24 protein-coding genes and 1 pseudogene are annotated in these 23,869 nt (G+C 37.7%); 15 read left to right on the top strand and 10 right to left on the bottom strand.

The genetic code is table 11. The features are described 5' to 3' along the window. Nucleotides 1–11: 11 nt before the first annotated feature. Nucleotides 12–791 (bottom strand): inositol monophosphatase family protein, encoded by a 780-nt coding sequence (locus LX80_RS08150; protein ID WP_111295084.1) that lies wholly within the window; start codon nucleotides 789–791, stop codon nucleotides 12–14. Between the two features lie 104 nt (nucleotides 792–895). On the opposite strand from LX80_RS08150, the gene LX80_RS08155 reads away from it, so the two are divergent. The 5 genes from LX80_RS08155 (at nucleotide 896) to mtgA (ending at nucleotide 6,416) form a co-directional block, all read left to right on the top strand. Beyond that, complete coding sequence (locus tag LX80_RS08155; RefSeq protein WP_170120408.1) at nucleotides 896–2,812, top strand: glycosyltransferase family 2 protein; 1,917 nt, start codon at nucleotides 896–898, stop codon at nucleotides 2,810–2,812. Between the two features lie 75 nt (nucleotides 2,813–2,887). After that, nucleotides 2,888–4,423 (top strand): GH3 family domain-containing protein, encoded by a 1,536-nt coding sequence (locus LX80_RS08160; RefSeq protein ID WP_111295088.1) that lies wholly within the window; start codon nucleotides 2,888–2,890, stop codon nucleotides 4,421–4,423. Nucleotides 4,424–4,452: 29 nt separating this feature from the next. After that, nucleotides 4,453–5,085, top strand: a complete 633-nt coding sequence (locus LX80_RS08165; protein WP_111295090.1) for a LysE family translocator — start codon at nucleotides 4,453–4,455, stop codon at nucleotides 5,083–5,085. A gap of 47 nt (nucleotides 5,086–5,132) precedes the next feature. Then, the gene (locus tag LX80_RS08170) at nucleotides 5,133–5,681 is read left to right on the top strand and encodes a hypothetical protein (protein WP_146250430.1); all 549 of its coding nucleotides are present in this window, start codon (nucleotides 5,133–5,135) and stop codon (nucleotides 5,679–5,681) included. Nucleotides 5,682–5,693: 12 nt separating this feature from the next. Then, entirely contained in the window at nucleotides 5,694–6,416 is a 723-nt protein-coding gene (gene mtgA / locus LX80_RS08175; protein ID WP_111295094.1) for a monofunctional biosynthetic peptidoglycan transglycosylase, read from the top strand. A gap of 21 nt (nucleotides 6,417–6,437) precedes the next feature. Here mtgA and LX80_RS08180 read toward each other — a convergent pair whose 3' ends face one another. From LX80_RS08180 to pnuC, 3 genes are read right to left on the bottom strand one after another with little or no spacing between them, the layout of a single operon-like run. Beyond that, nucleotides 6,438–6,992: an AAA family ATPase gene (locus LX80_RS08180; protein WP_245898019.1), complete on the bottom strand. Its 555-nt coding sequence runs from the start codon at nucleotides 6,990–6,992 to the stop codon at nucleotides 6,438–6,440. Continuing rightward, nucleotides 6,965–7,534, bottom strand: a complete 570-nt coding sequence (locus tag LX80_RS08185; protein WP_111295096.1) for a DNA-3-methyladenine glycosylase I — start codon at nucleotides 7,532–7,534, stop codon at nucleotides 6,965–6,967. The genes LX80_RS08180 and LX80_RS08185 overlap by 28 nt, the downstream gene beginning before the upstream one ends. A gap of 13 nt (nucleotides 7,535–7,547) precedes the next feature. Next, complete coding sequence (gene pnuC, locus LX80_RS08190; RefSeq protein WP_111295190.1) at nucleotides 7,548–8,162, bottom strand: nicotinamide riboside transporter PnuC; 615 nt, start codon at nucleotides 8,160–8,162, stop codon at nucleotides 7,548–7,550. A 77-nt stretch (nucleotides 8,163–8,239) separates the two neighbouring features. Between pnuC and LX80_RS08195 the strand changes: the two genes are divergently transcribed. Further along, a complete protein-coding gene (locus LX80_RS08195) occupies nucleotides 8,240–8,650 on the top strand; it encodes an OsmC family protein (RefSeq protein ID WP_111295192.1) in 411 nt (136 codons plus the stop codon). On the opposite strand, the gene LX80_RS08200 is transcribed toward LX80_RS08195, so the two are convergent. After that, complete coding sequence (locus tag LX80_RS08200; protein ID WP_111295194.1) at nucleotides 8,642–9,751, bottom strand: DUF2891 domain-containing protein; 1,110 nt, start codon at nucleotides 9,749–9,751, stop codon at nucleotides 8,642–8,644. The genes LX80_RS08195 and LX80_RS08200 overlap by 9 nt on opposite strands. Nucleotides 9,752–9,881: 130 nt before the next feature. On the opposite strand from LX80_RS08200, the gene LX80_RS08205 reads away from it, so the two are divergent. Both LX80_RS08205 and LX80_RS08210 read left to right on the top strand, forming a co-directional pair. Further along, a complete protein-coding gene (locus tag LX80_RS08205; protein ID WP_170120409.1) occupies nucleotides 9,882–10,991 on the top strand; it encodes an AI-2E family transporter in 1,110 nt (369 codons plus the stop codon). A gap of 96 nt (nucleotides 10,992–11,087) precedes the next feature. Beyond that, a complete protein-coding gene (locus LX80_RS08210; RefSeq protein ID WP_111295100.1) occupies nucleotides 11,088–12,002 on the top strand; it encodes a hypothetical protein in 915 nt (304 codons plus the stop codon). A 59-nt stretch (nucleotides 12,003–12,061) separates the two neighbouring features. Here the strand turns inward: LX80_RS08210 and LX80_RS08215 are convergent, their stop codons facing one another. From LX80_RS08215 to LX80_RS08230, 4 genes and pseudogenes are all read right to left on the bottom strand, one after another. Continuing rightward, entirely contained in the window at nucleotides 12,062–12,661 is a 600-nt protein-coding gene (locus LX80_RS08215; protein WP_111295102.1) for a NifU family protein, read from the bottom strand. Nucleotides 12,662–12,889: 228 nt separating this feature from the next. After that, the gene (locus LX80_RS14625; protein ID WP_245898020.1) at nucleotides 12,890–13,579 is read right to left on the bottom strand and encodes a zinc-binding dehydrogenase; all 690 of its coding nucleotides are present in this window, start codon (nucleotides 13,577–13,579) and stop codon (nucleotides 12,890–12,892) included. Nucleotides 13,580–13,646: 67 nt separating this feature from the next. After that, nucleotides 13,647–13,865 (bottom strand): annotated as a pseudogene (locus LX80_RS14700) (alcohol dehydrogenase catalytic domain-containing protein); the annotation flags it as partial. A 31-nt stretch (nucleotides 13,866–13,896) separates the two neighbouring features. After that, a complete protein-coding gene (locus tag LX80_RS08230) occupies nucleotides 13,897–16,263 on the bottom strand; it encodes an ATP-dependent helicase (protein ID WP_111295106.1) in 2,367 nt (788 codons plus the stop codon). 216 nt (nucleotides 16,264–16,479) lie between these two features. On the opposite strand from LX80_RS08230, the gene glk reads away from it, so the two are divergent. The 5 genes from glk to LX80_RS08255 all read left to right on the top strand — a co-directional run bounded on the left by glk (nucleotide 16,480) and on the right by LX80_RS08255 (nucleotide 21,737). Beyond that, nucleotides 16,480–17,526, top strand: a complete 1,047-nt coding sequence (gene glk / locus LX80_RS08235) for a glucokinase (protein ID WP_111295108.1) — start codon at nucleotides 16,480–16,482, stop codon at nucleotides 17,524–17,526. Nucleotides 17,527–17,636: 110 nt separating this feature from the next. Next, entirely contained in the window at nucleotides 17,637–18,410 is a 774-nt protein-coding gene (locus tag LX80_RS08240) for a murein L,D-transpeptidase catalytic domain family protein (protein ID WP_211307732.1), read from the top strand. 191 nt (nucleotides 18,411–18,601) lie between these two features. Then, nucleotides 18,602–20,701 carry a peptidylprolyl isomerase gene (locus LX80_RS08245; RefSeq protein ID WP_170120412.1) on the top strand — a complete coding sequence of 700 codons (2,100 nt, stop codon included), beginning with the start codon at nucleotides 18,602–18,604 and terminating at the stop codon, nucleotides 20,699–20,701. A 118-nt stretch (nucleotides 20,702–20,819) separates the two neighbouring features. Next, entirely contained in the window at nucleotides 20,820–21,329 is a 510-nt protein-coding gene (locus tag LX80_RS08250; RefSeq protein WP_111295196.1) for a DUF2480 family protein, read from the top strand. Nucleotides 21,330–21,341: 12 nt separating this feature from the next. Next, nucleotides 21,342–21,737, top strand: coding sequence for a lipocalin-like domain-containing protein (locus LX80_RS08255; protein ID WP_111295114.1), 396 nt, complete (start codon nucleotides 21,342–21,344; stop codon nucleotides 21,735–21,737). Nucleotides 21,738–21,802: 65 nt separating this feature from the next. On the opposite strand, the gene LX80_RS08260 is transcribed toward LX80_RS08255, so the two are convergent. Further along, entirely contained in the window at nucleotides 21,803–22,168 is a 366-nt protein-coding gene (locus tag LX80_RS08260) for a winged helix-turn-helix transcriptional regulator (RefSeq protein WP_111295116.1), read from the bottom strand. Between the two features lie 200 nt (nucleotides 22,169–22,368). Here LX80_RS08260 and LX80_RS08265 point away from each other — a divergent pair, with 200 nt between their 5' ends. Both LX80_RS08265 and LX80_RS08270 read left to right on the top strand, forming a co-directional pair. Beyond that, nucleotides 22,369–23,133: a type 1 glutamine amidotransferase domain-containing protein gene (locus tag LX80_RS08265; RefSeq protein ID WP_111295118.1), complete on the top strand. Its 765-nt coding sequence runs from the start codon at nucleotides 22,369–22,371 to the stop codon at nucleotides 23,131–23,133. A 113-nt stretch (nucleotides 23,134–23,246) separates the two neighbouring features. Beyond that, on the top strand, nucleotides 23,247–23,864 hold the full coding sequence (locus LX80_RS08270; RefSeq protein WP_111295120.1) for an NADPH-dependent F420 reductase: 618 nt from the start codon (nucleotides 23,247–23,249) through the stop codon (nucleotides 23,862–23,864). Nucleotides 23,865–23,869: the final 5 nt, after the last annotated feature.

The raw sequence follows: 23,869 nt of genomic DNA on the forward strand, positions 1-23,869 counted from the left end.
ACTCTATTCATTTAAAGTGTACCGCCATTTACAACCTGTAACAAACTGTTGTGTATAATTCCATTGGTAGCTATAATGTGTGGTTGGTATGGGCTGTATGCATTTCCTTCAAAATCAGTAACCTTACCGCCGGCTTCCTGTACCATTAAAAAACCGGCAGCACTATCCCAGGCATTTAATTTATGTTCATAAAACCCATCAAACCTTCCTGCTGCCACCCAACATAAATCAATGGCTGCACTTCCCAATCTTCTAACGGGAACACCCTTGCGTATCAATTTATCAAACACCACTAGCGGACCGTTGGGTGCATCAATATAACTATAAGGAAATCCGGTTACCAAGCAGCTATTCAATAAAACATCTTTATTACTTACACCAATGGTTTTTCCATTTAACGTAGCCCCCTTTCCTTTCTCGGCTAAAAAAAACTCATTCATAAACGGATTCAGTACTGCTCCCAAAACCATTTCCCCATTTTTCTCAACAGCAATACTCACACAACAAATAGGAATGCCGTTGGCGTAATTAATGGTACCGTCAATTGGATCAATAATCCATTTATATTCTGAATCTTGTTTCAATTCACCAACTTCTTCGCTTAAAATGGCATGATGAGGAAATGCGTTTTTAATTACTTCAATAATTGCAGCTTCGCTTTTCGTATCTACTTCCGTTACCAAATTATTCATTCCCTCGCTTTTGAATGCAATGGAAAAATGCTGATCGAAATAAGATTTCATAATATTGGCGCCTGCTTCTGTTGCCTGTATTAATGTTTCTTTTAACATGCAACAAAGATAGTTTTCCCAGCCTACATTTTTATGTTATATTCTGCCAATATGTATTGAAACCCTATTTTTACAACTTAAAATCATTTTTGGCATTGGGTACTATGCAGCTTTCTGTTATTATAGTTAGTTATAATGTACAACATTTTTTGGCACAATGCCTGCTATCGGTACAAAATGCGCTGAAAACCATACCTTCTGAAATTATAGTGGTTGATAATGCCTCTACCGATGAAACCGTTTCAGCATTGCAGCCATTATTTCCTAACGTGCAATGGATGTGCAACACAACCAATGAAGGATTTTCAAAAGCCTGTAATCGGGCAGCAGCTTTAGCAAAAGGTGAATATTTTATTTTTTTGAATCCGGATACATTGGTGCCTCCTTCATTTTTTATCAGCTTGCTAAATTTTGCAAATAAATGTGCCAACTGTGGAGCTATTGGTGTAAAAATGATAGATGGCGCCGGTAATTTTCTGCCAGAAAGCAAACGTAGCTTCCCAACTCCATTAGCTGCCTTTTTTAAGCTTTGTGGTTTAGCCGCATTATTTCCACGTTCTGCTTATTTCAATCAATATGCCTTAGGACAGTTACATGAAAATGACATCCATACCGTTTCTGTACTAAGTGGTGCATGCATGCTGGTTCCACAAAAAGTTTTTAAGTCTATTCAGGGTTTTGATGAAGCATTTTTTATGTATGGGGAAGATATTGACTTAAGCTATCGAATTGAACAAGCAGGTTATAACAATTATTACTTGGGCACATGTTGCCTTATTCATTTTAAAGGAGAAAGTAAGCCAACAGCGCATTTGCAACATGTACAACAATTTTATGGTGCCATGCGCATTTTTGTGCAAAAACATTACAAAGGAACAAAAGCCTTTTTAATGCGTGTTATATTGCAATTCGCCATTTTTTTTGCCGCTGTAACCTCATCGCTTTTAAAGCCGGTTCAAAAGCATTATTTAATGTTGATTGATGCAGTAGTGGTAATAGCTGCCAATGTTTTTGCAATATTGGGTTGGAAATATATGGCACATAACGGCCTACCCTTTAACACTTATTTTGTTACACCTGCCCCCATGGTGTATGCCGGTATTTTTATTTTTGTTTTGTGGATGGGCGGACTTTATGATGGGAAATATAAACTTTCACAAACCATTATTTCAGGTTTATTGGCACTCATTATATTATTGGCTTTTTATGCATTATTAGCGGAAAGCATTCGATTTTCGCGCGGCGTAGTAATACTTTCCGGGGTTTTGGCTTTATTTGGCATTGTATTGTTAAGAACAATTTTTAAGCCTTATCAAAATAACATGTCATTAATTGATAGCAGCTCTATTGTTATTGGCAATCAAGAGGCACAAATTGCTTTGAAAAATTTATTGCCTCAAGCTAATGACGTTATAGATGCTTTTCAAGAAATGAATGCCGAAGATTTTTTAAAAAACAGCAAAACCATTGCATCATTACGATTAAGGCTGCCCTTAATTTTTTGCTGGGATGAAGAAATTTCCCTTGAGTGGATTATTGAGCAAATGCAATTAAATAAAAACAAATACGTTTACCGATTTTTTAATAGCACCACTCAATCTATTATTAGCAGCAGCAACAAATGGCAAAAAGGAAATGTAGTATCCGCTTTACCTATATATGCCATTTGCCGTGCGGAACAAAAAAGAATGAAACGTTTATTAGATGTAATATTTGCTCTGTTTTGGTTGGCAATGTTTGAAATAATAATATGGCGAAAGCAAGGACAAAAGCTTCTTACTAATGCTTTTTTGGTTTTGCAAGGGAAAAAGACATGGATTGGTTATGCCGGCAATAATCCTAATTTACCCAATTTGTTGCCCGGCATTTTAAATACTATTGGCAATAATAGTAGCCAACCCCTAACTTTGCCGCCAACCCTTATACAAAAACAAGATGAATGGTATGCCCTGCACTATGAATGGCCAAATGATATTATCTTTATGTATCAACACCTGAATGCACTTTTTAAAAATGCTTAACTTACAGCATAGAATGCACCAATTACATCGGTTTATGTAACTTTTTAATTGATTGAATTTAAAATACGCTCATCAATGGCTATCATTGAAATACACTTGCCAAAATCTGTTGCAAAAGCTTTACGATTGCCCGCCAATAATCCCGAACGCCAACAAATTCGCGTATTAAAAAAATTATTGCGTAAAGCACGATTTACTGAATTTGGCCAATATTATCGTTTCGATGAAATTTTATTGTGTAAAAACCCGGCCAAAAAATTTAAAATGAATGTGCCCACTTTTAATTATAGTTCTATTTACAAGCAATGGTGGCACAAAACTTTAGATGGGGTACCTGATGTATGCTGGCCCGGTAAAATTAAATACTATGCACTTTCATCCGGAACCTCAGAGGCTGCCAGTAAATACATTCCCATTACCAACGATTTATTGGCAGGCAATAAAATGGTAATGATTAAACAATTACTAACCCTGCGTAATTACGAAAATATTCCCTACAGCTCTATTAGCAAAGGATGGTTAACCTTGGGTGGAAGTACAGACTTACAAAAAAACCTGGGTTACTATGCCGGCGACTTAAGTGGTATAACCACCAAAAAAATGCCTTTATGGTTTCAACCCTTTTATAAACCGGGTAAAAAAATTGCCAAAGAACGCGATTGGAATAAAAAATTAGAAGAAATAGTTGAAAAAGCACCGGAATGGGATATTGGTTTTGTGGTAGGTGTTCCGGCATGGATTCAAATGTGTATGGAAATGGTTATAAAAAAATATAACCTGAATAACATACACGAAATGTGGCCCAATTTGGCATTTTTTGTGCATGGCGGCGTAAGTTTTGAACCCTATAAAAAAGGATTTGAAAAATTACTGGGTAAACCAATTACTTACATTGAAACTTATTTGGCAAGCGAAGGATTTATTGCATACCAAGACCGACAAAACGCAAAGGGAATGCGGTTGGTAACCAATGAACACATATTTCTTGAGTTTGTTCCATTTAATGATAGCAACTTTGATAGCAATGGCGATATGGTTGAAAACCCGGAAACCTTTATGGTGCATGAGGTGGAAGAAGGGAAGGAATATGCCCTGCTCATTAGTACCAATGCAGGCACCTGGCGGTATTTAATTGGCGACACCATAAAGTTTGTTGATAAAAGCCGTTGTGAAATTATTATTACCGGTCGCACCAAACATTTTTTAAGTTTAGTTGGTGAGCACTTAAGTGTTGATAACATGAACAAAGCCATTCAACTAACCAGTGAACAACTGAATATTTGCATTCCGGAATTTACCGTTGCCGGTATTCCTTACAACAACTTCTTTGCACACCATTGGTACATTGCATGCGATGAACAAATTGACCCCCAATTGTTAAAACAACATATTGACGAAAACCTGAAAATTTTAAACGACGACTATGCCGTTGAACGCAAAAGCGCTTTAAAAGAAGTGTTTGTTGATGTGTTGAGTGAACAACAATTCCTTGACTTTATGCAACTAAAAGGAAAACTGGGTGGTCAACACAAATTTCCAAGGGTATTAAAAGGTAATATGTTAAAAGATTGGGAGGAATATTTGCACCAACAGCCTGCCCACAGCAAATAACATTTATCTTAGTAGCCTGTTTTTAGGCTATGATAGCACCATTTTTAAAAGGATTGGCTTTGGGGGTAATGCTTGCCATTTCGGTTGGCCCTGTTATATTTTCCATTATTAAACAAAGTATCAATAATGGCCATAAAGGTGGTTTCACCTTTGTTGCCGGCGTTAGTGCCAGCGATATCACTTTGGTTTTATTTAGTCAGTTGTTTACCGAATTATTTCGCTACTTACTCGATTTTAAAAAGGAAATAGGCATTGGCGGCAGTATTTTATTAATCGGCATTGGCATATTTGTTTTCTTTTTTAAAAAAGTAAAAATTAATGAAGACGGCAGTCAAGTTCTTGCTATGAGTACAGGCGATTACATTAAAACCTTTTTCTCGGGCTATTTTATGAATACACTAAATCCGGGAGTTATTGGCTTTTGGTTGGTAATTGCCACTTCAGTAGTTGATTTTTCACGCAGTTATCGTATTGTTATGTTTAGTACCTGCTTGCTTTTTGTTTTATGCACCGATATTGCCAAAGTGCTATTAGCAGGGAAACTCAGACAAAAACTTACACCTCAAAACATACATCGCATTAACAAAATTTCGGGATTAATACTCATTGGTTTTGGCATTGCCTTAATTTGGGGCACTTTAGAGTTTAGCAGCCGCTTTTAACCTAATTTTAGTTGTATAACAATTATACCTAACGTAACTTTCCTTTAATGAAATATATCTTACTGCTGCTGCTTTGCATCAATACATTACCGTTATTGGCCCAAAACGACTTTGTACTGTTAAAGAAAAATGGTTATACCATCGATCGTTTTTTTAATGGCAAACCCATTACCGTTTATACCAAAGACAAAAACACCTATTCGGGGTTTGTGTTTTTTTGCCGCGATGACAGCATTATTATTCATTTAGGATATATGGGTTTAAAACCCACCGCTTTTGGTAGCACAATTGATAGTATTTTTATGGGTTTTGTTACCATTGCCGTAAAAGATATTGCCATTATTCCGGCAAAAAGAATGACCGGCGCTGATGTGGGCAACTTAATATTTAAAGCAGCGGTAATTATTGGCGGTATTGCTATTGTCAATCAGTTTAACTTAACCGTGCCCGCTATTTATTTAGCTCAATTTGGTTCAGCAGTAGCATTAAATTTCATTACCAACTATCTTCAGCCTTTTAAAAACAAACAACCACCGGGTTATAAAATAGGAAAAAAATTTACGCTGGAATATATTCATCTGCCACCGGCAAAATAGTATATTGCCAACATGGCTGCAAACAAATTTTTTTCAAAATGCTGGAAATGGACCAAACGAGTGGTGCTGTTTCTTTTTCTTTCTTCCTTATTGTATGTTATTGTTTGTAAATGGATAATGCCACCCATAACCCTTACCCAAATTAGCAACGCATTCAGCTATGGGTTAAAGCGAGATTATGTTTCATGGAATAATATTTCGTACAATGCTAAGTTAGCTGCGATAGCCAGTGAAGACCAATCATTCCCTGATCATAACGGATTTGATTGGGATGCCATTCAAAAAAGCCTGCATCCCAAGAAAAACAAAAAAAGCCGTATTCCTTTAGGTGGTGCCGCCAGTACCATATCGCAACAAACAGCTAAAAATGTTTTTTTATGGCAGGGTAGTGGCTTCACAAAATACCTGCGCAAAGGGCTTGAATTTTATTTTACTTTCTTAATTGAAAAAATTTGGGGTAAGCAACGCATTTTAGATGTGTATTTAAATACCATTGAAATGGGGCCCGGCATTTTTGGTATTGAAGCGGCAGCTCAGCAATATTTCCATAAACCGGCAAAAAATTTATCACGTGCCGAGGCTGCCATGATCATTGCCTGCCTACCAAATCCCAAAAAGTTTACCGTAGTACCCATAAGCGGACGTGTTGCCTGGCGTTACCCGCAAATTTTACAACAAATGCGTAATATAGAAGATGATGAAGATATTCAGAAAATTATCGGCAATAACCGCTAACGGTTAGTCGCTTGTGTAAGTTTATTTTTTGAACAGCGCCTCTACCGCTTTAATGGCAATGGCAGTACGTTGGTCATAATTGCCCGATATCAATTGCCAAGGCGTAGTTTGATTAGCCAATACATCGGTATAAATAGCCATTAACTCTTTTCTGGGCGTTTCATCGGGATATTCTCTTAATGCATCTTTAACCCATTCCACATCAATATTGCACAACAAGTATAAGTCATACTTTCTTGCTACAATATTTTCCAAAATAAATTGACTGCATTTTCCAAATACATATTCACTCCACACTTTCATTACATACATATCTGTATCAATGAATAAACAACAAGGTTTCGGATTTAAATTTTCAACTTCCTGTGCAGTCTTATCTTCAAGTGCCAATTGGCCGGCAGCAATTTTTTCCAAATCATCATAATTATATTTTGGTCCCTTTGTTTCTAAATACTCTCTGGCATATTCCGGTACCCATAAGGTATTAAAATGTTGCGCTAAGTTTTTACACAGGGTGGTTTTACCTGTGCTTTCAGGACCTAAAACCACTATTTTTTTAATGTTTGTATACTCCAAGCCGGTTTTGTTTTCAGTACTTTATTAAATATGTTACAATCTTTATCGTGTGCGCCGGGCAAATAACCAATGCTCATTAAAAACTCATTCACAATTTCGCCACCGGTAAATTTAAAATGCTTTTTAAATAACAACACCCAAGCTTGTTTTGTTTGTGGATGGTGCATATCAAGCCAATTTTTAAATGAGCCGTGTTGATTTTGTAATTGCATAATAACATTTGCGTTATGAATGGCTGCATTAATTTTTAAGCGATTACGAATAATGCCGGCATCATTCAATAATCTGTCAACATCTTTTTGTTGATAAGCAGCAACCTTTTGAATATCAAAATTATGATAGGCTTTTCTAAATGCCGCTTCTTTCTTCAAAATGGTTGTCCAACTTAAACCGGCCTGGTTAATTTCTAACACTAACCTTGCAAACAATTCATTATCGTCAGAAATCGGAAACCCATACAGGTTATCATGATAATGCTTATGTAACGTATATCCGTTGGTGTTATTATCTTGTTTAGCAATAAATGAGCAATAAGGCAACATAATTTCAATTCATTTAAGCATGAGATTGTTTGGCTTTTTTCATCCAGCTAATTAAACCCATTATAGCTAAAATTAATAAAACCAAATACTGGAAACTGGTAAATACCAAGCCTTTATAAAAATTAAGCGGTATTGAGGCAATATTAGTTAATATCCACCACCACCAGTTTTCTACTTTCTTTTTGTTCATTAAATACATTCCGGTAAAGGCTGCAGCTGAAGTAAAGGCATCGGCTTGTGGTACGGTACTATCGGTAAAATGGTGCAATACTAAGTAAAGAATTACCCAGCATACTGCAAAAAAACCAACACTTAACCATTGTTGCGATTTTGTATTATAGCTAATATGCAATACCACTTCATGATTTTTCTTTCTGCTCCACATTATCCAGCCGATAATACTCATTACCGTGTAATAAAAATTAACCGAAGCATCGGCATACAAACCATGCACCACATATAAATAAATATAAATACTGGTGCTAATCATGCCCACCGGATACACCAAAATATTTTCCCTTCGGGAGAAGAAAACGCTGGCAATACCACAAATGGTGCCAATAAATTCTAATAAAGAAGTTTCCTGAATACCCTGAATAAGTTGGTGCCAGATTTCCGATACATTCACGAAATAAGGAATTATTAATGGCATCAAAGATAGATGGTAATACATTTAGTAACTTGCTTACTCAAAAATTTACAAATATGATTAGAACAGCAACTGCCGTTTGGAATGGCTCCGGTAAAGAAGGCAATGGCCATCTAACCACTCAAAGCACAGTATTAAATCAACATCAGTATTCTTACCACTCACGTTTTGAAAATGGTGTGGGTACCAATCCGGAAGAATTAATTGCTGCTGCGCATGCCGGTTGTTTTACCATGAAGCTTAGCTTTGTTTTAGGCGCCATGGGCTTTACACCCGAAACCTTGGAAACACAATGTGCCATTACATTAGATAACGGCGTAATTTCTCAATCACATTTAACCGTAAAAGGTAAAGTGCCGGGTATTTCTAAAGAACAATTTGATGCAGCCGTTAAAGATGCAGAAACCAACTGTCCGGTTTCAAAAGCATTAAACATGGCTATCAGTTCCGAAGCTACTTTATTGTAATAAAGCATACACTGCAAAACTTGCCAACCAATGTTCGCCGCCATAACTGCCCGATGCAATATGGGGTAAACTGGCATTCATATGTGCTATTGCCGAGCGTTGCAACATTTTTTTGCGAGGATCGTTGTTGGGCAATAATTTGGCTATGCCTTGCATACACCAGCTTCGGCTTAATGCCAAACCGTCTAAATGCACAATGGTTAAATCATTCCTGTCCGATACTACCGGCAGTACGGTTAAATGTTGTAAACCGGCCGGAGTATAAAATTGATTGAACCATTGTAAAAACTGTGTTTTATTTAAAACACGGCGCATTAAATCGGCTTCTTCTAACGAAGGCGATAAAAAGTCGGTGCCATCGGGCTCCCATAATGCCGGTATTTTTTTGTCGTTTAAAAATAACTTTTTAGCTGCATGAATAAGTGCTTGTTCAAATACGGTATTATGTGCTGCACGGGCATAATCTAATGCCAATACCATTCCAAATGCAGTATTGGGATGCACGCCGGTTCTGTTAGGATAAGTTTGTTTGGGCAAAAAACGCATCCAAAGGTTTACCACTGTATCACACAATGGCTCAAGTGTTTTTCTCCACTGAATAGCATCAGGATTATTCCACCCTAATAATTCTTTTTGCAACTGCAATAACCAAGCCCATCCATAAGTTCGTTCAAAACTACTGTTCAGTGGTGTATTAAAGTATGCCGCTTCACGAGCAATATTTTCGGGAGTAATGTTTTCATTTAATTTTTTACGAATCATTGCTGCTTCGGGCAAATGCGGAAATTTTTTTAATAATGCCACCAGCATCCAATGCCCATGCACTGTGCTGTGCCAATCGAAACAACCGTAAAATGCCGGATGCAATTGTTTAGGCGTTAATAACTGACTACTGTCGCTAATGGCAACATGATTTACTTTGTTGGGATATTCCTGCTGAATACAACGCAAGGGCAATGCTGCCAAATATTTTGCACCGGTATCGGTAAGTACAAATTGACTGCTATCAGAAGTTAAATAGTAAAACTTTTGTGCTTGCGCCAACAAGCTTTGTAGCCCTGTAATGCCCAATAAAGCTATTAAAACAAATATTCTTTTCATGGTATGTATTGAATTTGAATACAAGTTAAACGAAGTGGTTGAATTTGTAATTTTATGCAGAAAGGTAATGCTTAAACTGCTATAGTTGGCTTTGTTTATTATTTTTACGTTCATCAACAAATTTTTCCTATTGAAAACATCACTTACATTTTTACAAAAACTGGCTTATGCATTAATCAGTATTTGCCTCATTATTCTTTTGCTGTATTATGCACAATCGTTTTTTATTCCATTGGCATTTGCAGCATTGTTTACTTTGTTACTGATTAGTGTAGCCGATATTTTTGAGAAATGGGGCATATCGCGAGGTATTAGTGCACTTATTGCCGTATTGCTGGCTATTTTAGTAGTACTATTTGTGTTTTATTTCATCTCATCTCAAATCATTAGTTTTCGCAGTGATGTGCCCAAGGTTGCTCAGCAGTTGTATATTGCTGTAACCGATTTGGAAAACTGGGCTCAACAGCGCTTTCACATCAGCGACCAACATTTAAAAAAGTTTATTGATTCCATTACTGCTCAATCTATGAGCAGCACATCGGCCATAGTAGGCAGCACTGTTTCAACCTTATCGAATGTTCTGGTGTATTTGGTGCTCATTCCCATTTATACATTTTTGTTTTTATTGTATCGGCATATTATAATTGGTTTCTTTGTAAAAAGCTTCGGCAATACCCATGCGTTAACCGTTATTAATGTTTTGCACCGTATTCGGTTAATGATTAAAGATTATATTTTTGGTTTATTAATTGAGTTGTTAATCGTTGCCATTTTAAATTACATAGGCTTATTGATTGTTGGCGTTCAATATGCTATTTTGCTGGCAGTAGTTGCAGCCATCTTAAATTTAATTCCTTATTTGGGCATATATACTGCCACGTTATTTGGCATGTTGGTTACTTACACCAACAATACTCCGTCAGCCGTACTGGGTGTAGCTATTGTTATGATTGCAGTACATTTAATAGATAGTAATTTTTTATTGCCTAAAGTTGTGGGCTCTAAAGTAAAAATAAATGCTTTGGCAACTATTTTAGGAGTTGTTGTTGGCAGTTTGCTTTGGGGTATTCCGGGCATGTTTTTGGCATTGCCTATACTTGCTATTTTAAAAATTATATTCGACTCTGTGGAAAGCCTTGAACCCTGGGGCTATTTACTGGGCGATGATAGCGAAACAAAATCTTCAAAATCCGCTAACCGCAAAAATTTTTTCACCAAATTACTTAACAGAAAAAAATAATACAAGTAATTGGCCGGTATTTATTTTATTTTCTTTTTTAAACGTTGGTGCGAAAAGTAGGTCTTTATAACTAAATTTATCAGTAACCCTTACAATATGCGGCATTTAAAAATTGCAGTTATTAGCATTGGTATGCTATGCACGTGGTTAACGCAGCCCCTGTTTGCACAACAAAAATCAGATAGTACCCACACTCAATCGTATTTCAAAGCTTCATTAGATTACTTAAGCAATGCCGTATACAATGGTCGTAAAGACTCTACAGTGTTGCCTTATATAACACCCACTTTTGGTTATTACAACAAATCGGGTTGGTATGTTAGTGCCAGCGCAGCTTATGCTGCTGCCGCTAATGAAAATAGAATTGATTACTTTTCATTTGATGCCGGCTATAACTTTTCCATTAATAACTTCAGTGGCGATGTGCGTGCCAACAAAACCTTTTATAATGCCCAAAGTACCGCCATTAAAAGTGATATTAAAGGTGGTTTCGGCACCGACTTAAGCTATGACTTTAATTTTTTACAACTGGGAGCCAGCGCCGATGTTATTTTCGATAATAAAACGGACGTAGCTTTCAATACAAATATTGCGCACGCTTTTAACTGGGGACCCGATAAACAACAATGGAGCTTAACACCAACCCTGGCGGCAAATTTCAGCAGTTTACATTTTTATGAAGGATACACCAATAGAAGAGTAGGAAAGGCCATTAAGAAAAATAATCCTAACGTAGTTTCAGTAAAAGCTACTACTGTTGTTCCAAATCCGGGAGTAACATTGTTAGACTATGAAGCATCCATGCCTTTAACTTATGATGCCAAAAAATGGGGCTTTGCCATCACCCCCACTTATGCTATACCGGTAAATAAAATTGAAACAACAACCACCGCAACTTATACTTTAAAAAACCGTTCAACCATTACCACTACTAACAATACCACTCCCGCTTCGGAAAAAAACTTGTCGAACACATTTTATTTGGAATGTAGCGTTTACCTGAAGTTTTAAAACAAAAAACCCTTCTTCAGTATGAGCCGAAGAAGGGAAAAACTATAAAAAATGAAAAACTATTCAGCTTCCGCTACTACTTCTTTTACTTCCGGAATCATGCGTTTCATCATACCTTCAATACCTGCCTTTAAGGTAATCATTGAAGAGGGACAACCACTGCAGCTTCCTTGCAACATTAAATTCACCACCCCTTCTTTATAGCTGCGGAATTGAATGGCACCTCCATCCATTTCAACAGCAGGTTTCACATAATTCTCCAATAATTCTTTAATGCGTTTTACCACATCATCGTCATCAGCCGCAACAACATTGCCGGCTTCTTGCTTAATTTGGGCAACTTCTTCCTCATTTACAATAGGACCACCGTTTTCCAAATAATCTTTTAAAAATTGTTTTATGGTAGGAATTACATCTTGCCAATCACCTGTTTCAGGTGTTTTGGTTAAGGTTACAAAATTGCTGGCAATAAATACACTTTTAATAAAAGGAAAACTAAACAACTCCTTCGCTAATGGCGAAGGGCCGGCACTTCGCTCATCCTGAAAATCAATGCTTTTTCCGGGATATAATAATTTATTGGCCACAAACTTCATGGTTTCCGGATTGGGCGTCATTTCAGTATAAATACTAACAATGGTATTGCCGGTTTTTATCATAACACTTCAATTTATAAATTCAAGTACAAAATTACTAAAATATTGCGGATGCAGCATGCTAAAATAGAAATGCCCTTGGTTTTTTCGGCTATCGAAAATGCTTAGACCTTACTTTTCAAAAATTGAACTTACTTTGAATACACGGGATTGTTTTGTACCTAACAATTATGGTTTTGAACAAGTTTTCTAAAGCATTTCAGGCAACCCATATTTCTATTTTGGCTGAGCCTAATTCATTTCTAACAAAATTTTTCCCTTTTGGTTGCCGCTTTCATAAGCTTGAATAGCTTCCATAAACTGCGTAAAAGGAAATTTTTCTGACACCGGTAATTGAAATCCGGGCTGCTGTAAGTTTTCTATTAAATAGGTTTGCATTTCCTTTTGCTCATTTTCCGATAAGGTTTGCAACCAGGCATCCACGCCAAAGCCCATGAGAGATAAATTTTTAAAAACAATGGTATCATTGTACAATTGCGCGGGCTGATCATCTAACAACCCATATATCAATACCTTACCAAATGGCGCAACGGTTGGTAACAATTGTGTTAGCAGGTTGCCGCCTACAGCATCGAACAATGCATTAACACCTTTATTTTGAGTGATGGATAAAATTGTATTGGTTAGCTGCGGATTTGTTGATAATACCACTTCCGTAGCGCCCAATGCTTTTAATGCTGCTATTTCTTCTGCTTTCCGAACTACCGCAATGGTTGAATATTTTTTTTGTGCCGCTAATTGAATGACAATTTTTGAAAGGGCTGAATTTGCAGCTGTTAACAACAACCAATTTCCTTGTTGCAAGCGTGCTTGCGATAATAGCCCGTATGCAGTAATTGGATTGAGAGAGAACTGAGCGGCTTTCTCTATCGAAAAATTGGCAGGTAACACAATTATCTTTTTTTTCGGGTACCACCACATATTCCGCCCAAACATTTTTATGACGAAAAGCCACTAATGTTTGAGTGGGTGTTAGGGTGTTTTTTCCTTGCTGCATTACTACACCCACACCCTCTAACCCGGCAATTTGCGGTAGGTTGGGCTGCATTCTGTATTTACCGGCAATGAATAATATGTCTGCAGGATTAATGGTAGATGCCAATACTTTAATTAACAACTCTCCTTCCAAAGGCTGCGGCTGAGGCACCTCTTGCAATGTTAGTACCGATGTTGCTTTTCCGCTTTGTTCAAATACAATGGCTTTCATTTACTATTATTTTACGAATTGTAACAGTCCATTACTGCTGCACAATTCTAATTTTTGCATAATTCAACATAATCTTCTTTTCACCATTGTGCTGAAATTGAATGGTGGCAATGGGATTATGGGCACCACCTTCAATTTTTACAATTTTGCCAAAACCAAATTTTTGATGTTCAACAGTTTGACCGGCCTCCATATCGTGTGGATCACTGGGTTCAAAATTGGCAGAAGGTATATGCTCCACCACTTTGGGCGGAGGAGGTGTAGCCGGCATGTATGAGGGTTTGCTGCTTGCTTTTTTCGCAGGGGGTGGCCCGTATTTTTTTTCAGCAGCATCTACATCGCTATAACCCATGCCCCTTTGCATACGAGCAAAGGCACTACCGTTATTAAAGCCGTTGCCTGCATTATTCCGAGCACCGCCACCCGCATAGGTTTTATCCAATAAACTATCCGGCATTTCTTCCAAAAAGCGGCTGGGCTCATTCTGCACCAAACTGCCAAATCGGTAGCGTGCATTGGCATAACTTAACCAAAGTTTTTCTTTAGCACGTGTTACGGCAACATAAAACAACCGACGTTCTTCTTCCAATTCTTCTCTTGAGTTTATACTCATGGCATTCGGAAATAAGGTTTCTTCTATGCCACCCACAAACACACATTTAAATTCCAAACCTTTAGCAGCATGGATGGTCATTAGCTTTACAGAATCCGCATCAGGGTCATTGTCTTTATCCGCATCGGTTAATAATGTAATTTGTTGTAAATAGCTGCCCAATGATTTATCTACCATTTCGCCATCTTCATTATCGGGCATTTCGGTCCATTCTTTAATACTATTCAGCAATTCCTGTACGTTTTCATAACGGGCCAGGCCTTCTGTGGTTTTATCGTTAAACAATTCTTTTACCAAATTGGTGTGTTTTCCCACCTGTACAGCAACATCGTATGCATTATTGGTTGCCATAAGGGTTTGAAAATACCGAATCATGGTGACGAAGTTTTGCATGGCTTCTAAAGTTGCTCCTTTAAAACCATTGGCAGCTGCCGATTGCAATACTTCAAACAAAGTAGTATTTTGTTCATTGGCAATAATTACGGCTTTTTCGAGTGATGTTTTTCCAATGCCCCGAACAGGGTAATTGATAATACGCTTTAAAGCTTCTTCATCTTTGGTGTTTACAATTAAACGCAAATAAGCAATGTAGTCTTTAATTTCTTTTCGTTGATAGAAGCTTAATCCGCCATAAATTTTATAGGGAATACCCATACGCCGCAAGCTTTCTTCAAACGAACGGCTTTGAGCATTGGTTCGGTATAAAACAGCAAAATCTTTGTTTTCATAATGATTGCGCAATTTCTGTTCCTGAATGGTATCAGCCACAAATTTGCCTTCATCATTATCCGTCATGGTGCGTACCAGTTTAATTTTTTCTCCGGTTGCATTTTCTGTCCATAACAACTTAGGAATTTGCCCTTTATTATTTTTAATTACCTCATTGGCCACTTTAATAATGGTATCGGTGCTTCGGTAGTTTTGCTCCAGCTTCACCAATTTTACATCATCATAATCTTTTTGAAACTGTAAAATATTTTCAATGGTGGCACCTCTAAAGCTGTAAATACTTTGAGCATCATCGCCCACCACGCAAATATTTTCATGCATGGCGGCCAACAACTTGGTAATTTGATACTGAACAGGATTGGTATCCTGATACTCATCAATCAGTATATACTTAAACTTGGTTTGGTATTTATGCAAGGCATCATGATGCGTCTTCAACAGTTCGTACATTTTCAACAAAAGGTCATCAAAATCCATTGCTCCATTTTTAAAACAACGAGCCGCGTATGCTGCATAAATTTGAGCAATAGCCGGCCGATTGGCCCGCATATCTTCTTGCTGAATGTAATAATCCGTAGCATATTCAGCCGGACCCACCAACGCATTTTTAGCGGCTGAAATACGGTTGTGTACAATATTGGGCTTATAGTGTTTATCGTCTAAATTCAATTCATTGATCACTGTTTTTAATACCGAGCGACTATCATCCGTATCATAAATAGTGAAGTTAGCCGGGTAGCCTAATTTATGTGCTTCGCCCCGTAAAATGCGGGCAAATACACTATGAAAAGTGCCTATGTACAAATTGCGGGCATCATTATTACCTAAAATTTTTTCAACCCGCTCCTTCATTTCTTGGGCCGCTTTATTGGTAAACGTTAAAGCCAAAATATTAAAAGCATCAACGCCATTGGCCATTAAATGGGCAATACGAGTGGTTAATACTTTTGTTTTTCCACTACCGGCACCGGCAATAATTAACAACGGGCCATTAATGGTAGTAACCGCTTCGCGTTGAGGTTCATTCAATCCTTTTAAATAATGTGGTTCTGTCATTGGTTTCGTATTCGGCTTTTTGAAATTGAAGCTTGCAAAAATGGTTTATTGTGCATTAAGTTTATTCACAAAAGAAGGGTGTACTTTCTCCATTTCCGGGCTGCAATATAAAGGCAATGCTGCGTAAAAAGGTAGTATGTGCATATTCTTATTTTAAAAAATTCAACAACTCATTGGCATTTTTAAAACTATGTTTGTTGTAACTTGCCGCTTATTATGAAACCCCAATTATTTCTTCCGATTGCTTTTCAGCATTTAGCAACAGCCCCCGACAACATTATAGTTTTGGCAGGCGATATTGGTGGAACCAAAGCGAATATGGCTTTATTTAAAGTAAATGGCAATGGCTTTACCACATTAAAAGAGCAACGCTACTCGAGCAAAAACTACCATTCCTTTCAGGAAATTTTGAACGATTTTTTAGCCGGGCAACCAACCCCTCAAAGGGTATGTTTATCGGTTGCAGGCCCTATTATTGAAGGCTCGGTAAAGTTTACCAACTTAAGTTGGGAAATTAATGCAAGAGAAATCAGCAGTTTAATCAATAATTGCCCCGTAGCTATTTTGAACGATTTAGAAGCTACCGCTTACGGATTAGCAGCATTAAAACCCGATGAGGTACATATTTTACACAAGGGAAAAGATGAAACCCCCGGTAATATTGGCATTTTAGCCGCCGGTACCGGATTGGGTGAAGCAGGAATGTATTTTGATGGTAAAGCTTATCATCCTTTTGCAACCGAGGGCGGGCATAGCGACTTTGCTCCCCGAACGCTTCAGGATATTGAATTGATGCATTTTTTGCTGGAAAAATACCCTAAACATGTTAGCTGGGAACGTTTATTAAGCGGTTTGGGCATTGAAAATATATGGGACTTTTTAACTCAAAGAGAAAAAAAACATTGTCCTTCGGATGTTGAAGCTACTATTGTTTCAGCCACTGATAAAGCGGCTGCCATTAGCCATGCTGCTGCACAGGGAATTTGTCCTGTTTGTATAGAAGCTTTGGCCTTATTCAATCGCTATCTTTCCATTGAAGCAGCCAATTTAATTTTAAAATTCAAGGCTACAGGCGGCTTATACCTGGCCGGTGGCATTGCCCCTAAAGTACTTCCTTTGCTTAAACCCGAGGTTTGGGATGATACCTTTCAAAACAGTGGTCGCATGCGCCAATTATTAGCCGAAGTTACCGTTTATGTAGTGTTAAATCAACAAGCCCCCTTATTGGGTGCAGGCTATTACGCCTGGTTGGGTATGCAGTAATTTATTGTGTTTAATATGTTAATGAAAGGTTAATAAAATTGGCTGTTGGCACTACTTTTTCATGATATGGATTAGTTTGCAGCTTTCAAGAATTTAAAATGTGCGGTCCGATGATGAAGTTTTGCAAACAATCCATCCAATTTATCCTATTTGCTGTTACAATGTTTACCCTTTTCAGCTTTGCGCCGGGTAAAGCTTATGGCCCTACTGCCACTTCTAATAAAAGCAACGTTACCAAAAGTTCATTCAGTTTATACCAAAAATTGGCTTTGGCCGCAAAAGGGCTTTCCTATCAAGCATTTGAAATGGCCTACACCGGTATGCACGAATTATACGAGGCAGGCAAAATTCAAAATAATCAACTGCTAACCATCGTTGATTTTAGTTTACCCTCTACCCAAAAAAGATTATTTGTAATTGATGTAATAAAGGGGGCTTTATTGTTCAATACCTATGTAGCACATGGTAAAAATTCAGGTAAGTTAATGGCCACTCGGTTTTCAAACCGCCCCAACAGCTATGAAAGCAGTTTGGGATTTTATGTAACGGAAAATACTTATAAAGGAAAACATGGTTTTGCCCTTCGCTTAAATGGTTTAGAACCCGGCATTAATGATAACGCTTTGAACAGAGGCATTGTAATGCATGCGGCCAATTATGTAAACGAACAATTTATTCGCATGCAGGGCTATTTGGGAAGAAGCGAAGGTTGCCCCGCATTGCCGCCAAAAATTACTTCAGCCATCATTAACACCATAAAAGAGGGTAGTTGTTTGTTTATATACAGCACTAACCAACAATACTTGGCACAATCAACCCTTGCACAGGCATTGCCGGACAGCCTTCTTCAAAACGCGGAAGTGAATGCGGCCAATAGCCTTTAAAGCTGCCACTTTCATGCCTATACCATTTTGATTAAGTTTGGTGCTTAACGCCCATGTCTTTTAGTGCCCCATGGTTATTGTATATATTGGCAGTGCATTGCCTGCAAACATATTTTTCCACAATTTGTGCAATAAATTTATTCCCCTATTTTTGCCATCCTTATAAAAATTTCTTACTAACAATTATAATTATGTCTGTTATTCAACGCATACGCGACAAAGGTGCCTGGTTTATTTTCGGCATTATTGCATTAGCATTATTGGCGTTCATTTTACAAGATGGTTCTTTTCGCCGGGGTAATTTCTTTTCTAACACAACGGTAATTGGTAAAGTAAATGGCCAAAAAATTGAACGTGCCGATTTTGAAGAAAAGGTAAGCATGTATGGCGGTCGTGGTGCCAATCGTGAACAGGTGATTGCGCAACTGTGGAATAATGAAGTTGCCAGTATTATAATGGAACAGCAATACAAAAAATTGGGATTAACCATTACACCGAAAGAGGTTAGCGATATTTTATTTAATCCTGTTACTTCTCCTTTAAAGCGTGAATTTACCGACCCTAAAACAGGTATGTTTATGGTGGATGAGGCCAAAGCTGCTTTCGATAGATTGAAAAAATCGAGAAATGCACAAGAAATGGCACAAGTGGAAGAGGCTTATATAAAACCGGCCATTCAGCAAGCCTTACAAGCTAAATACCAAGCTTTATTACAGCAAGCCATGTACGTTCCAAAATGGTTGGTGAATAAAACTGTAGAAGATAATAATCTTTTATCTAATGTTTCCTATGTTTATGCACCTTATAGTGCCATTCCTGATTCTAGCGTTAAAGTAAGTGATGATGAAATTATGGCCTATGCCAACAAACACAAAGACGAATATAAACGCGACGAGGAAACACGTAATATTGCTTATGTAACTTTTAATGCAGATCCAAGCTCAGCCGACTCATTGGCTGCTTTTAATGCTGTTTTGGCCAAAAAAGCTGAATTAGCTTCCAACACAAATATTAATACTTTTTTTGCCCAAAATACATCTGATTTACCTTACTACGACGGCTATATTTCTAAAAATCAAATACACCAAAAAAGCATTGATTCTATTGTAAAATTACCCGTAAATGGTGTGTATGGCCCTTATTTGGATGGCAATGAATATGTAATTGCAAAACTGATTGCCGTAAAACAATTACCCGATTCAGCCAAAGTGCGCCATATTTTAGTGGCTACGCATCAACAAGACCCTCAAACCGGTGTTTTACAAAGAGTAAGAGATGACAGTACAGCCCGTAAAATTATGGACACTGTTGAAATGCAATTAAAAGCCGGCGTTCCTTTCGATTCTGTGGCAATGAAATATTCTGATGATGGGAATAAGAATACCGGTGGCGTTTACGATTATTTTACTACCGGCCGTATGGTGCCCACTTTTAATGACTTCAGCTTTTTAAATCCTGTTGGAACCAAAGGAGTAATTACTACCGAATATGGTTTACACTATGTTGAGGTTTTAGGTCAAAAAGGTTCTTCGCCTGCCTATAAAATTGCTTATTATGCTAAGCCCATTACCATTAGCAATGAAACCGATGCTGCTGCCGTTAGTGCCGCTGCTCAGTTTGTTTCGCTTAGCAAAAACAAAAAAGAGTTTGAAGCTACTGCTGCTAAAATGAACAAACCCATTGCAACAGCCGACGATATTAAAGAAAACGATTACACTATTCCTAATTTAGGCGATAGCCGTCAATTGGTTCGTTGGATATATGAGCACAGTGTAGGCGATGTGGATCAAGATCCCGTTCGTATCGGTAACAACTATGTTGTTCCCTTAATCACTGCCGATATTAAACCGGGCTTACCTCCTGCTTCAATTCTTAGACCCATGATTGAGCCCATTGTTCGCAATGAAAAGAAAGCCAAAATATTATTAGATACTAAGTTCAAATCCGGCAACGATTTAAATGCTTATGCTAGCGCAACCGGCACACAGGTTCAAAAAGCAGATAGCATTTCCTTCAGTGCACCGTTTATTACCGGTATAGGCAACGATGCTAAGTTTACCGGTGCATCATTTAACAAAGCTTATTTGAATAAAGTAACTCCCCCAATTGCAGGTACTAACGGTGTATTTGCCATTCAAATTAATGCCATTAGCAGCAAACCAACAACCCCCGATGAGACGCAGGGCGTTAAGCAAACTTTATTGCAATCATTGCGTATGGCTATTTATCGCGGTATGGATGCATTACGTAAAACTGCCGTTGTTAAAGATTACCGCAGTCAATTCTATTAATTGCTTCAACAAAATCATAGGCAAAGGCCTTCGGATGAATTCCGGAGGCCTTTTTTAACGTATGTAGTAATGCCCTACGGGCGGAATTGGGTATCTTTGCATCATGAATAGTTTGCATATGGACACAGCACCCATTGTTAATAAAGTAGCAGAAAGTGGTTTAATAACCTTAGACCCGGCAGATTTTGCCCCGAAACAGTCGGTGTTGTCATTCGATTTAAAAGACTATTTATTCATGGGGCTTATTTTAAAAGAAAAAGATTTTAGAGCTGCCCTGCAACAAATCAATTGGTCGAACTATGATGGTGCTGTTGTTGCCGTATTTTGTTCTGCCGATGCCATTATACCCATGTGGGCATATATGTTGGTAGCCACTTATTTAACCCCGGTTGCTCGAAAAGTTTTTTTTGGTACACCCGAACAAGCTTTTGAACAAGCTTGGTTACAAAATATTCAGGCATTACCAGTGGTTGAGTTTACAGATAAAAGAGTGGTGATTAAAGGTTGTGGCGATTTACCGGTTTCGGCTGCTGTTTATTTAACATTGACCAACCTTTTGCAACCGGTGGCAAAAAGTATTATGTACGGTGAACCATGCAGTACCGTACCCGTTTATAAGAAAAAATAAAACCGTTTGATTATGAAACAATTCAACAAAATTTATTTAGTATTAATTGCTGCTATTGCTTTAGGCAGCTGTACATTACAGCAACGCCTTACCGGCACCTGGAATATTGTAAAATTTCAGGAAACCAACATTAGCCAGCAAAATGCTTCAGCCAGTAATGTAGGCACCATTCAGTTCAAAAAAGATGGTACAGGTGTAAAATCGTTAAGTTATTCTATTTTGGGTAACCAAACCAACGATCAAAAACCATTTACTTGGACCATCAATGGAAATAATGTTACCCTGAATAGTGAGAATGCACAATTTCCAAAATCATGGATTATTGTAACCAACAAAGCAAAATACCAAGTTTGGAAAACAACCGATGGACAAGGTAATATTCAAAAAATGGAATTGAAAAAGCAATAAGTTATACCCCAATTTTTCTTCTGAAAGCGGTAGTTGGTTTTAAACAAGCTGCCGCTTTTTTAATTTTATTGAATGTTTCTGATAATCGTTTCATCAATCCCAAATTCCTGCATTAAATGAATACCGTAATTTCTGATTACTTCAATTACGCTTATGGCAGCTAGCCCTCTTTCCGTAATGGAGTATTCCACTTTTGGGGGTACAGCAGCATAAACAACTCGGTTAATAAACCCTTCTTCTTCCAATACCTTTAACTGGCTGCTCAACATTTTATGGGTTATATGGGGAATATCATTCTTCAATTCGCCATACCGAAACGTTTTATTTTTTAATCGCCATAATATGGGGATTTTCCAGGTGCCGCCAATGCGGTCCATTGCAAACTCAACAGGGTTATAATAAAGCTTTTTTTTATAAATAAACTCGGGCATACAACTATTTCAAAATTAATAATACAGTTTATCAACACCGTTCATACTGCACAATAAAAGTGCTTGCAGTTAAGATAGGCAAAATACCCATACTTTCCTAAAAGTGAGTACCACACAAATTGGTAAGTAAAGAAAAAATAGCATAGTATAAAACACCTTTGCTTTTGAAAATTTATTCATCACCTTCAAACGCAAACACAATGAAAAATTATGTAGAAAAAACACAGTATGTTCATCAGCATGGTGCAACACCAAAAGGAAAAATTTTAATGGTTGCAAGTTCGCCGGCTATATCCACCCAAACCGGATGGCCTATTGGTTTTTGGGCTGCCGAATTGACGCATCCTTTATTGGTGTTACAAGAAGCTGGTTATGCTATTGAATTGGCTTCCACAGAGGGTGGCCGCATTGAAATGGATACCTACTCTAATCCCACAGACAGCAGTGGTTATTCCGCAAACGATATTATTACCTTAGGCTACTTGCAAAAACCGGAATTTCAGCAAATGCTCAACCATACATTAAAGCTTTCATCGGTGCAGGTAAATGATTATGATGCCTTATTTTTAGTAGGAGGTCAAGGACCTATGTACACGTTTAAAGGCAATACGAGTTTACAGAATTTGTTGGTTGCTTTTTATGAAAACAATAAACCAGTTGCGGCTGTTTGTCATGCTACTACTGTTTTGTTAGAAGCCAAAGATTCAAACGGGGCATTGTTAGTAAAAGGAAAAAGCTGGACCGGTTTTGCCAATTCAGAAGAGGATTTTGCTGACCAAGCAGTAGGCATGAAAATTCAACCTTATAGAATAGAAGAAGAAGCTAAAAAAATAGCTGACACTACATTTAAAGTGGCACCGGCATTTACATCATTTGCTATTAGAGATGGCTTATTGATTACCGGACAACAGCAAAATTCAGGCGCAGCAGCAGCAAGCTTATTAATTGAAGCGTTAAACAATTAAAGTAGCCAACTGTATTTTCTTGTTAGCAACTGCACAACAGTAACCATTATCTAAATGGGTATGGTTAGTGTTTGTTCAACAGCCTATTTATTAACCATTAAAAAAAGCAACTTATGCATATTGCAATAATCGGTACCGGAAATGTGGGTGGCGCTTTGGCTACCAAATGGGCACAAAAAGGACATACTATTTTATTGGGAGTAAATGATAGGGAAAATTTTAAAGGAAAACATTTGCTCAATAACCCCAATACTTCTGTGCATTCCATTTCCGATGCAGTGAAAAATGCTGCCGTTATTTTACTGGCAACCCCGGCTAAAGCTACTATCCCCGTTACCCAATCGTTGGGCGATACTTCCGGAAAAATAATTATTGATGCCATGAATATTGTAATGAAACAAGGACCGGAAGGCTTTAGCAATACCACCGATGCCATTTTAGCCCACACACAAACCACAGATGTGGTAAAATGCTTTAATACCACCGGATACAATAACATGGAAAATACCCAATACGGCAATTGGGAAATTGATGCTTTTGTTGCGGGCAATAGTGAAAAAGGAAAACAAGGGGCTATTCAACTGGCTAAAGACGCCGGTTTTGCTGAATGTTATGATGTTGGTGGTAATGATCAATTTACATTAATGGAACAATTCGCACTATTTTGGATTAACCTGGCGTTATTTAGAGGCTTAGGTAGAGAAATAGCTTTTAAATTATTAAAAAGATAGTTATA

This window comes from Hydrotalea sandarakina (assembly GCF_003254115.1).
Classification (GTDB): domain Bacteria; phylum Bacteroidota; class Bacteroidia; order Chitinophagales; family Chitinophagaceae; genus Hydrotalea; species Hydrotalea sandarakina.